The organism is Actinomadura verrucosospora (assembly GCF_039540335.1).
GTDB lineage: Bacteria > Actinomycetota > Actinomycetes > Streptosporangiales > Streptosporangiaceae > Spirillospora > Spirillospora verrucosospora.
In genome coordinates, this window is the sequence record NZ_BAABEV010000022.1 from 124,772 (window position 1) to 135,704 (window position 10,933).

The following is a 10,933-nucleotide window of genomic DNA, read 5'->3' on the forward strand; positions in this document are numbered from 1 at the left end:
GCGGGGACCTGATGCTGCTGACCATCGACGTCGGTAACACCCAGACCGTTCTCGGTCTCTTCGAAGGCGACGAGGTGATCGAGCACTGGAGGATCAACACCGATCCGCGGCGCACGGCCGACGAGATCGCGGTGGTCCTGCAGGGACTCGTCCAGCAGAGCCCGCTGCTGGCCGACACCGACATCAGCGGCATCGCGCTGTGCTCCACGGTGCCCTCCGTCCTGCACGAGATGCGGGAGATGTGCCGCCGCTACTACGGCGACGTGTCCGCGGTCATCGTGGAGCCGGGCGTCAAGACCGGCGTCCCCGTCCGGATGGACAACCCGAAGGAGGTCGGCGCCGACCGCATCGTCAACGCGCTCGCCGCCGTCCACACCCACGGCGGGCCGGCGATCGTGGTCGACTTCGGAACCGCCACCACCTTCGACGCGGTGTCCGCCAAGGGCGAGTATGTGGGCGGCGCGATCGCCCCCGGCATCGAGATCTCGATCGACGCGCTGTCCTCCCGCGGCGCGCAGCTCCACAAGATCGAGCTGGTCCGGCCGCGCAACGTGATCGCCAAGAACACCGTCGAGGCGCTGCAGTCCGGGATCATCTTCGGCTTCGCCGGCCAGGTGGACGGCATCGTCGAGCGCATGTCGGAGGAGCTCGCCGAGGACCCGGAAGAGGTCACGGTCATCGCCACCGGCGGCCTCGCCCCGCTCGTCCTGGAGGAGTCCCGCAGCATCGACGAGTTCGAGCCGTGGCTCACCCTCATCGGCCTCCGGCTGATCTACGAGCGGAACACTCCCTGACGTCCGGCGCGAACTCGTTCGCCCGCACCGGACGGGCTGGATAGCCTTGCGATGTGAGTGACGAGACCTTCGACGAGCTCCCGGAGCAGATGCGCGTGCGCCGGGAGAAGCTCGACCGGCTCCGCGAGAGCGGGATCGACCCCTACCCGGTGACCTTCCCGCGGACGGCGACGACCGCCGAGATCCGCGCGAAACACACCGGCCTGGAGCCGGGCACCGAGACGGGCGAGAAGGCGGGCGTCACCGGTCGCGTCATGCTGATCCGCAACACCGGGAAGCTGTGCTTCGCCACCATCCGCGACGCCGGCGGCGACCTCCAGGTCATGCTGTCGCTGGCCAAGGTCGGGCAGGAGCAGCTCGACTTCTGGAAGCGCGAGGTCGACCTCGGCGACCACGTCGGCGTCGAGGGCGAGATCATCACCTCCCGCCGCGGCGAGCTGTCCATCATGGCGGACCGGTTCGCGATCACCTCCAAGTGCCTGCGGCCGCTGCCGGAGAAGCACGCCGGCCTGACCGACCCGGAGGCGCGGGTCCGGCAGCGCTACGTCGACCTGATCGTCAACGACGAGGCGCGGCGGATGGCGCGGCTGCGCAGCGCGACCGTCCGCGCGGTCCGCGACTTCTGGCACGAGGAGGGCTACCTCGAGGTCGAGACGCCCATGCTCCAGCCGATCCACGGCGGGGCCGCGGCGCGCCCGTTCAAGACGCACATCAACGCCTACGACATGGATCTCTACCTGCGCATCGCGATCGAGCTGTACCTCAAGCGGCTCGTCGTCGGCGGGATCGAGAAGGTCTTCGAGATCAACCGCAACTTCCGCAACGAGGGCGCGGACTCCACGCACAACCCCGAGTTCACGATGATCGAGGCCTACGGGACCTACCTCGACTACAACGACATGGCCGACCTGACCCAGCGGATGTACCAGAAGGCGGTCGTCGCCGCCCTCGACACCACCGTGGTCGTCCATGACGGCGTCGAGATCGACCTCGGTCTCGCGGAGTGGCCGCGGATCACCCTGTACGGGGCGGTGTCGAAGGCGCTCGGCGAGGAGATCACGCCGCACACGCCGATCGAGTCGGTGCGCAAGCTCGCGGACGCCCGCGAGATCTCCTGGGATCCCAAGTGGGGGCAGGGCAAGCTCGTCCAGGAGCTCTTCGAGGAGCTGGTCGAGCACACCCTCGTCCAGCCCACGTTCGTCATGGACTACCCGGTCGAGACGTCCCCGCTGACCCGCCAGCACCGCGAGGAGCCGCTGCTCACGGAGAAGTGGGACCTCATCGGGTTCGGCACGGAGCTCGGCACCGCCTACTCCGAGCTGGTCGACCCGATCGAGCAGCGCCGCCGCCTCACCGAGCAGTCGCTGCTCGCCGCGGGCGGCGACCCCGAGGCCATGCAGCTGGACGAGGACTTCCTGCGCGCCCTGGAGTACGCGATGCCCCCCACCGGCGGGATGGGCGCCGGCATCGACCGCATGATCATGGCGTTCACCGGCAAGGGGATCCGCGACACGATCCTGTTCCCGCTGGTCAAGCCCGAATGACGACCGGAAGGTCGCGCAGCCCCCGCAGCACGAGGTTGTCGCGGTAGACGAGGTCGCCGGCGGCGAGGGCCACGTCGCGCTCGAACAGCTTGCCGAGCGCGACGCGGCCCTCCAGCCGGGCCAGCGGCGCCCCGAGGCAGAAGTGCGCGCCGTGGCCGAACGACAGGTGCTTCGCCGTGTCGCGTCCGTCGGCGTAGCGGAGCAGGTCCAGCCGGTCGGGGTCGTCGAAGACTGCCGGGTCCCGGTTGGCGGCTCCCGTCAGCAGCAGGACGAGCTTCCCGCGCTCGACGAGGGTGCCGTCCAGGTCGACGTCCTCCAGCGCGGACCGCAGGGTCAGCTGCACCGGCGGGTCGAAGCGCAGCAGCTCCTCCACCGCCGCCCGCGCGTTGTCCGGCCGCTCCCGAAACACCCGCAACTGCGCGGGATCGCGGAGCAGCGCCAGCGCGCCGTTCCCGATGAGGTTCACGGTCGTCTCGTGGCCCGCGACGAGCAGCAGGATGCAGGTCGCCAGCAGCTCCTGCTCCGACAGGACGTCTCCGCCGTCGGAAACCCCCACGAGGGCGCTGAGGAGGTCGTCGCGCGGCTCGGCCCGCCGCTTGGCGGCCAGCACCCGGAAGTACTCCGCGAACTCGTCGCGCGCGGCGTCCCGCTGGGCGATCTCGGCCTCCGGCAGCAGGAAGTCCGGGTCCAGGCCGCGCGCGAGGCTGTCCGACCAGCCCTTGAACAGGTCGCGGTCCTCGGCGGGGACGCCGAGCATCTCGCTGATCACGATGACGGGCAGCGGGTAGGCCAGCGTCGCGATCAGGTCGACCTCGCCGGAGAGCGGCCGCAGCAGCGCGTCGACGAGCTCCTCGACCCGGGGCCGCAGCCGCTCCACGAGGCGGGGCGTGAACGCCTTGCTGACGAGCCGGCGCAGCCGCGTGTGGTCGGGCGGATCCATGGTCAGGAACGACCGGTGCCGCGCCGGCATGTCGCGCCACATGCGGCCGCCCGACGGACGGTGCCCGAACCGCGGATCGCGCAGGATCCGCTCGCAAAGTTCGTGGGACGCGGTGACGCGCAGACCGACGTCCGTCCGGTGCAGGGGCTGACCGGCGGCTCGGAGCGTCCGGTAATGGGCGTAGGGATCGGCGCGGAACGCCGGGTCGCCCGGATCGAAGCCGAGTATCGCGGTCGCCCCGGCCTGGCCCGCCTGACCCGTCCTGTCCTCCATGCCTCCAGCGGACCCGAATCCTGGACATGATGTCAACAGCGCCGGCCGCGGGACGCTAAGCGCTTTCTCGGATCACCAGGTCGGGCCGCTGGACGACCTGGCGGTGCTGGTGGGACTTGCCTTCGCCGATCTCGGCCATCGCCAGCTCGGCGGCCTCCCAGCCGAGCTCGCGGCGCGGCTGGCGGACGGTGGTGAGCGGCACGGCGGCGCTCGCCGCGAGCTCGATGTCGTCGTAACCGATCACGGCGATGTCCTCGGGGACGCGGACGCCGAGCCGGGTCAGCTCGTTGATCAGGCCGATCGCGAGCAGGTCGTTGGCGCAGAAGACGCCGTCGGGCACGGGGGACATGGCCATGATCTGGTGCGCCGCGGCCTGCCCCTCCGTGGGGCTCAGGGCGTCCTTGACCAGGACCGGGGGCTTGCCGAGGCCCGCCTCGACGATCGTGCGGGCGGCCCCGTCGCGGCGCTCCACGCAGGGCTGCGGCTCGGGGATCCCGGTCACGAACGCGATGCGATCGCGTCCGATGCCGAGGAGGTACGCGGCGGCGGCCTCGCCGCCCGCCACGTGGTCGACCCGGGCGGAGCACACGTCGGAGGCGTCCCGGTCGATCAGCACCACGCTCATGCCCGCGGCGCGCAGCCGGGAGATGTCGCGGGGGCCGATCCCGACCGGGATGACCAGGGCCCCGGCGGCCCGCTGGTCGGCGAGCAGTTCCAGCAGGCGGCGCTCCTTGCGGGGGGAGTGGTCGCTGGACAGCCACAGGGCGTCGTGGCCCGCCGCGTTGAGCGCCGCCTCGGCGCCCCGGGCGACGTCGGTCGCGTAGGGGTTGGTGAGGTCCTCGACGAGGACGCCGAACGCCCGGCGCGGCTGGTCGCCGAACTCGCCCGCGGTCCGCTCGGGGCCCGTGCGGAGCCGGCGCGCGGACTCGTTGCGCACGAATCCGAGCTCCTCGATCGCGGCGCGGACGCGGTCACGGGTAGCTTCGGCCACGAGATCTGGCCGGTTTAGGACATTCGAAACGGTCCCAACTGAGACTCCAGCACGCCTCGCGACCTCACGAATACTGGTCTGTGGCAACTCGCTCCTCGTCCCGCTCCATGGGCGTTTTCCCAGGTAGTGGAGTTTGGCATGGCGGGGCGCCGAATGCACGGTCACACATGGTGAGCGATCGGGCACACAACGCTCTTGACCGGCGCTTGACGGGCCGGATCCGGCCGCCTAGCGTTCCGAGCCGAAGCGTAGCTTGAAACGATTCACGATCTTCGTTCACCGCGAGGACCGGTGGGTTCGGCGAGAGGGGACGGGCGGATGGCTGGCGATCACATCCCGTCTTTCTCGGCAGGCCAACGAGTGAATCGTCACCCGGAGTTCCCCCGTACACCCCCGCAATCGGCCATGCGGCCACCTCCGGCCAAGCGCGCGAGACAGAAAAGGAACCCGATGATCTAAGTCCGGAAGGGTCCGGACCCGGCAACCCAACGCGCGTACAGATCGAGGCCCAACCCGTGCCTGTGCAGCGGACGGCTGCATCCCCGCGGTCATCACCACGGACGAGGGAGGACGGAGTGGAAACAGCCACACTCGCACGTCGTGGCACCGACGATTTCGGGCTGAGCGAGGAAGAGATCCGGCTGCTCGCCCAGATCGCCAGCGGTGTCACCGCCGATGTGGCGGCACGCAAGCTGGAACTGAGCGCTCGGACCTTGCGGCGCCGGCTGCGGACGATCTGCGACCGGCTGGAGGTCAACACCCCTATCGAGGCCGTGGTGTGGGCGGCCCGGAGGCAGCTCATCTAGCGAGGCACCCCCGACGCTCGCCAGGGGACGGCGAGCGTCACCCGGAGAAACGGCGGTTGATCCGAATTCCGTCCACCCCCGCAGCGGCGGCGCCCGCGCCCTGGCAGGTAGGTCCCTGCAGGAGGCGTCGCCGCGGACGGCGTTCGGGCCTGACAGGCCACCTGACCCGCCCCGATCTCCGGCAGGCTTCATCCCTCACGACCAGACTGACCGGCCTATGCCGTGGCGATGCGTCACTCGACACCGCGGTCGGCCGGCACGCCATGCGTTGACCGGCCTGGCCGGTCGTGCGACGGCGGAGTTCTAGGCGACGCGGACGCCGCCGGCGAAGGGGCGCCCGTCCATGGAGGCGATCTTCACGACGTCGCCGGTGTGCGGGGCGTGCAGCATCTTGCCGCCGCCGACGTAGATCCCCATGTGGTGCAGGTCGGCGTAGAAGAAGACGAGGTCGCCCGGCTGGAGCTCGCTGCGCGACACGTGCGTTCCGGCGTTCCACTGGCTGCCGGTGTAGTGCGGCAGGTTGATGCCGACCTGCTTGTAGGCCCACATCGTGAGGCCGGAGCAGTCGAAGGTGGTCGGACCGGCGGCGCCCCACACGTAAGGGCGGCCGATCTTGCTCATCGCGTAGCGGAGCGCCTGCGCCGCCTTGCCGGTGCCGATGACGGGGAGCTTGGCGAGCTGGGTCGGGTCCTTGTCGACGAGCTTGCCGCGGATCTTCTCGTAGGCGTCGGTGATCTTCGTGCGCTGCGAGTCGAGCTGCGTCTTCAGTTCCTTCACCTGCTTGGCGCGGGCCTCGGCCGACTTGCGGGCCCGCTGAGCGGACTGCATGGCCTGCATCAGCCCGAGCACCTGGGTGCTGTCCTGCTTGGCGAAGTAGTGGAGGGTCGCGGCCTGGTCGAGGACGGACTGGGGGTCCTGGGAGGCGACGAACGACACCGTGGGGTCGGAGCCGCCCTGCATGTAGCTCGTCGCCGCGAGGGATCCGACCTTCTGGCGGAGCGTCTCCAGCGTCTTCTCCTGCCGCTTGGCGTTCTCCGTGGCGACCTTGGCGGCGCGCTGCGACTGGGCGAGCCTGACCTTGAGCCCGTTGTACTGCTCGGTGAGCTGCTCCAGCTGGTCGGCGAGCTTGAGCGCCTTCGTCCTCAGCTCCTTGGCGGAGGGCTCGGGGTCGGCGTGCGCGACGGCGATCGTCTGCGGGGCGATCGCGTGCGGAGCGGCCGAAACGACGGCGAGCGCGCCGACCACGATGGTCGCGCGCCCCCGGAAGCGTGAAAGGGAAGCATGCCGCGATCGCTTCACGAATACTCCTCTCCTCAGCCGCCTACCGGATCAGCTGACGGGTCGGGGCCGGAGCAGCCCGTCCGCGCCCGTGAGCGAACCGATCGCCCGCGGTCGCGGATTCACCCCTCGCATTCGGTCGCTCAGGGAGATCTCCCGAAACGCTCCGAAAGTGGGTCCCCGGCTCCTCGGGCAGCTGGTTGCGACCCGGGGGACTCGGCGGATCGGCCCCCGTCCTGCGGTGGGCCGACGTCAGCGCAGGACACTAACGGACCCCGCATTGGATGCCAACCAGAACATGCGAATTCGCAGGTCACGCGGCGCGGTGAACGAGGAGAACGCCGGGCGGACGCGTCCCGCGCGCGGTGTTGTGGCCCCCCTCTCGGCCGGCCCCTGGCAGTACCTGGCCCCTTTTATCTAGTCAGTAGCACGCGCCGCCCGGCGCGGAAGGGTGGGAGGGCGTGCCCTGGTGCGCTGCGGCGTTCGATAATCTCGCCTGTTTGTGGAAGTCGTGATCCGGCGTGCCCGTACCGCCGACGTCCAGGAGATCCGCAGGCTCGTCGACCTGTACGCCGGGTCGGGGCGTCGCCTGCTGAAGAAGACGACGGTCAAGCTGTACGAGGACGTCCAGGAGTTCTGGGTCGCCGAGGACGTGCAGCACGGGACGCCCGGGCCGATCATCGGCTGCGGCGCGCTCCATGTCATGTGGGAGGACCTCGCGGAGGTCCGCTCGGTCGCCGTGGACAAGGGATGCGGCGGGCGGGGAATCGGGCACCGCATCGTGACCCGCCTCCTGGAGAACGCGCGAGAACTCGGCGTCCGCCGTGTGTTCTGCCTTACCTTCGAGGTGGAGTTCTTCGCTCGCCACGGCTTCCAGCAGATCCTGGGGACTCCGGTGTCGCCAGAGGTGTACGAGGAACTTCTCCGCTCCTACGACGAAGGCGTGGCAGAGTTCTTGGACCTCGACCGGGTCAAGCCGAATACGTTGGGCAACACCCGGATGTTGCTTCGCCTGGAGGACTGACCCGAATGAGCGATTCCCCCCACCGCGGGCGGCCTTACCAGCCCCAGCAGGGGCAGGGTTCCTACGGCCCGCCCCCTCCGTACCAAGGTTCTCAGTGGCAGCAACCACAGCAGCCGTCCTCGCAGCAGCAGTGGGAACAGCAGCCCCAGCAGCAATGGCAGACGCAGCAGCAGCAGTGGAACCAGCAGCCCGCCTACGAGGACTACGGCTCGTACGACGGCGGCGGTTCCTACGACGGCGGCGGTGACGTGGCGCTGGCGCCCATTCACCGTAGGGCGGGCGCGCGAATCATCGACAACGCGCTCGTCGCGGTCTTCGGGTTCGCTCTCGTCCTGCCGGTGACGATCGGCGCGTTCGGTCTGGGCAAGCCGGGCAGCAAGACGGAGGACGAGGGTGGTGTGTGGAACTGGCCCATCATCTTCACCCTCTTCTGTGTCCTCTCTGTGCTGCCGTTCATCTATGAGGCCGTGCAGTTGTCCATGTGGGGACGGACGCTGGGGAAGCGTGTTCTGGGCCTGGGGGTCGTTCAGGCGAGGCCCGCGGGCACCCCGATCACCACGACGCAGGCTGTCTGGCGTGCGGGGATCACCCACGTCGGCTACCAGCTCGGCGTGTTCTTCTTCCTCGTCCTGGCGGTGATGGTGTGGGACTACGCCGCGTACGGGATGGTGCTGGTCTGGGCGGGCGCGCTGATGGCCTACCTGTGGGCGATCTGGGATCAGCCTCTGCACCAGTCGCTGCACGATCGCTTCGCCGGCACGCTCGTCATCGACGAGCGGGTCGGATATGACGAGTCCGAGTACTCCGAGTACGCGGGCTAAGGCCACGATGGCGGCAACGCTCGCCGAGCCGGGGCAGAGGCTCCTGGCACGCGTCGTCGACACGCTCGTCGTCGGAGTCCCCGTCGTTCTCGTCGTCCGCGAACTGGTGTCCGGGCACACGGCGGACGTCATCGCCCCGTCCGCCGTGGCCGGATGCATGCTGCTGTACGAGGCTGTCCAGCTCGCCCTCTGGGGCCGGACGCTCGGCAAGCGCGTCGCGGGCATCGAGGTGGTCGCTGCGACGGCTCAGGAGGCCCCTGAAGCGTCGCCAGAGGGAAGCGGCGGAGCGGGCGGGAGCGCCGGTCTCGGTGACGTGTCGGCCCTTCCCGTGTCCGTGCCGGGTTTCGTGCCCGTGGCGGCCCCCGAGCCCGCGGAGGCCGCCGCTCCCAACGGTGCTGAGGTCGTGGACGCGTCCACGCGCCCGGACGTTCTGCGCTGCGTTCTGCGGGCCGCCGTCTATTCGGTGCCGATCGGGCTGCGTCCGATTCCGGTACTCGGTCTGCTCGCGAGCGTCTTCTGGGTCGTGAACGCGGGGGTCCTGTTCGAGGGCAGTCGCCGCCAGGCTGTTCATGACAGGCTCGCGGGCACCCTCGTGGTAAAACGCCCGCGGCCCGAATCCTCGGCCTTCTGAGGCCCTCTCCGCCGCACCGGGAGTGCGTGCGGGGTCCGATAACACCCGTCCGATACCGCGCACTCACGGGCGCGGCCGGACGCATGCCCTGGTCCACTCGCATGTGCCATACATGCTTTGGTCGAGATGGCCGCTGTTTCCGGACGTCCGAGGTGTCGACGGCATATGCCCGCTCGTTCTGGTTACGGTCCTGAAACCGGTGGGATGTGTCTCGTCCCGGACGTCGCCTCCGCTTTGACAGTTCCCTCCGATGGTGTTGCGGTGACCGGAACGACGCCGCTTGTCGGCGGCCGTGGACTTACTCCGGATGGCGAGCTCTCGCCCTTGGAACGGACCTTTCGTGCGGCATGCCGGTGGCGGCGGTGCGGCCGGAGGAGGGCTCCGCTCGGGTCGGCGGCGCCGGGCCGAAGAACTGGGGCCGGCGGTGGGATTGTGTCCAAATCTCCCGATTTCATGGCGATGGTGCTCGGTGTGCCGCATCCGCGTCCTGAGCAGGGCGCGGACTTCTCGCGGTCCGGCCGCGGCAACAGATTTCGGTGCGGGGCGCCCCGGCGTTATTCGTCCACATCCGCCGGTCCGGAGGTTGATCAGGTGCCGGGGTCGGCCGCGTATTCCAGTGCGGGCACGCGGTTAGTAGCGATACGGGAGGTTAATCGCCGCGCCGCCGCGTGCAAACCTGGACCAATGCGCGGACGGCGGTGCAGGTCAGCGCACCACCTCGTGACACCGGTCACCCCTGAAAACCCGGGTGCGCCGCCGCCGCTTGGAAATTCATGGACGCCCGGCCGGACCCAGCCGTGACCCGAGGGACGTGCGCACCCGAAACGACGAGGCCGATTACAGCCGGTAACGAGCGGCAAGGCGACTTCGCGCGAGTGTCGGTTCCGGTGGATGGCGGAATTGTCATCCGCGAAGTTCTAGGTATATCTTTGTCACTCGATTGGAGTTTGCTCAAGCTGAAAGGTCTGTCCCCATGGCACAGAAGGTTCAAGTGCTTCTCGTCGACGACCTCGACGGTGGCGAGGCGGACGAGACCGTAGCGTTCTCGATCGACGGCGCCTCCTACGAGATCGACCTCAGTGGCGCCAACGCGACGAAGCTGCGGGAATCGCTGCAGCCGTTCGTTGAGAAGTCCCGTAAGGCGGGCACGGTCAACCGCCGCCGCCGGCAGCGCGGCGCGTCCAGCCGTGAGCGCAGCGCCGAGATCCGCGCCTGGGCCAAGAACAACGGCATCAAGGTCAATGAGCGCGGCCGCATCCCGGCCCACGTGATCGAGCAGTACGAGGCGGCCAACTGATCCCGCCCGGACCGCACGCGGCCCGTCTTCGTTCGCGAGGCGGGCCGTTCGCCGTTGGTGCCGTGAGTCGTCCCCCGTTCGCGGGACGGAGTCGTTCGCTTGTGGCGTAGCGCCTGTGCGGTTCGGCGAGTCCGCCGTGAGGTACACAGGGCGCGCGGGTGGAAACTCCACCCCCATTCGGCACTCTCGGCCCGCGCCTTGACGGACCTGCGGAAAGCCCCTCGTTCGCTTGGGGCGTAGCGGGAACATGACGCACCGATGCGGTAGTTGGATGAGACTGAACAGCGCATAGCTGGGGAACGTCTCCTGGTGGGAGTGCACCGGGCGGCCTCCTCGGGGCGGGCTAGCATGCGGAAGGACAGTTCCGGACGTTCCGGACTCTGCCCAACCGCTCTGTGAGGAGCGACGAGATGTTCGAGAGGTTCACCGACCGCGCGCGGCGGGTTGTCGTTCTGGCTCAGGAAGAGGCCAGGATGCTCAACCACAACTACATCGGTACCGAGCACATCCTCCTGGGTCTGATCCACGAGGGTG

The 10,933-nt window shown here is 69.3% G+C and carries 11 protein-coding genes and 1 riboswitch; of the genes, 8 read left to right on the forward strand and 3 right to left on the reverse strand.

The window, feature by feature from the left end:
• Window positions 1-11: 11 nt before the first annotated feature.
• Together ABD944_RS23445 and lysX are read left to right on the forward strand one after the other, a co-directional pair.
• Complete coding sequence (locus ABD944_RS23445; RefSeq protein WP_345179783.1) at window positions 12-794, forward strand: type III pantothenate kinase; 783 nt, start codon at window positions 12-14, stop codon at window positions 792-794.
• Between the two features lie 89 nt (window positions 795-883).
• Complete coding sequence (lysX, locus tag ABD944_RS23450; protein ID WP_345179803.1) at window positions 884-2,338, forward strand: bifunctional lysylphosphatidylglycerol synthetase/lysine--tRNA ligase LysX; 1,455 nt, start codon at window positions 884-886, stop codon at window positions 2,336-2,338.
• Here lysX and ABD944_RS23455 read toward each other — a convergent pair.
• Together ABD944_RS23455 and ABD944_RS23460 are read right to left on the reverse strand one after the other, a co-directional pair.
• Window positions 2,325-3,551, reverse strand: coding sequence for a cytochrome P450 (locus ABD944_RS23455; protein ID WP_345179784.1), 1,227 nt, complete (start codon window positions 3,549-3,551; stop codon window positions 2,325-2,327). The two genes, lysX and ABD944_RS23455, sit on opposite strands and share 14 nt — an antisense overlap.
• Window positions 3,552-3,606: 55 nt before the next feature.
• Window positions 3,607-4,728 carry a LacI family DNA-binding transcriptional regulator gene (locus ABD944_RS23460; protein WP_345179786.1) on the reverse strand — a complete coding sequence of 374 codons (1,122 nt, stop codon included), beginning with the start codon at window positions 4,726-4,728 and terminating at the stop codon, window positions 3,607-3,609.
• Between the two features lie 389 nt (window positions 4,729-5,117).
• Between ABD944_RS23460 and ABD944_RS23465 the strand changes: the two genes are divergently transcribed.
• Window positions 5,118-5,348 (forward strand): transcriptional regulator, encoded by a 231-nt coding sequence (locus ABD944_RS23465; RefSeq protein WP_021591725.1) that lies wholly within the window; start codon window positions 5,118-5,120, stop codon window positions 5,346-5,348.
• A gap of 303 nt (window positions 5,349-5,651) precedes the next feature.
• On the opposite strand, the gene ABD944_RS23470 is transcribed toward ABD944_RS23465, so the two are convergent.
• Window positions 5,652-6,647 (reverse strand): C40 family peptidase, encoded by a 996-nt coding sequence (locus tag ABD944_RS23470; protein ID WP_345179787.1) that lies wholly within the window; start codon window positions 6,645-6,647, stop codon window positions 5,652-5,654.
• A 3-nt stretch (window positions 6,648-6,650) separates the two neighbouring features.
• Window positions 6,651-6,858: riboswitch (cyclic di-AMP (ydaO/yuaA leader) on the reverse strand.
• Between the two features lie 270 nt (window positions 6,859-7,128).
• Here ABD944_RS23470 and ABD944_RS23475 point away from each other — a divergent pair.
• The 5 genes from ABD944_RS23475 to ABD944_RS42470 form a co-directional block, all read left to right on the forward strand.
• A complete protein-coding gene (locus ABD944_RS23475) occupies window positions 7,129-7,650 on the forward strand; it encodes an amino-acid N-acetyltransferase (protein WP_378189577.1) in 522 nt (173 codons plus the stop codon).
• 5 nt (window positions 7,651-7,655) lie between these two features.
• Entirely contained in the window at window positions 7,656-8,471 is an 816-nt protein-coding gene (locus ABD944_RS23480; protein ID WP_345179789.1) for an RDD family protein, read from the forward strand.
• A 7-nt stretch (window positions 8,472-8,478) separates the two neighbouring features.
• Window positions 8,479-9,102: an RDD family protein gene (locus ABD944_RS23485; RefSeq protein ID WP_345179791.1), complete on the forward strand. Its 624-nt coding sequence runs from the start codon at window positions 8,479-8,481 to the stop codon at window positions 9,100-9,102.
• Between the two features lie 973 nt (window positions 9,103-10,075).
• A complete protein-coding gene (locus ABD944_RS23490; RefSeq protein ID WP_089316904.1) occupies window positions 10,076-10,399 on the forward strand; it encodes a histone-like nucleoid-structuring protein Lsr2 in 324 nt (107 codons plus the stop codon).
• A 410-nt stretch (window positions 10,400-10,809) separates the two neighbouring features.
• Window positions 10,810-10,933, forward strand: a 124-nt coding sequence (locus tag ABD944_RS42470) for a Clp protease N-terminal domain-containing protein (RefSeq protein ID WP_139578418.1), incomplete at its 3' end; no start/stop codon positions are given.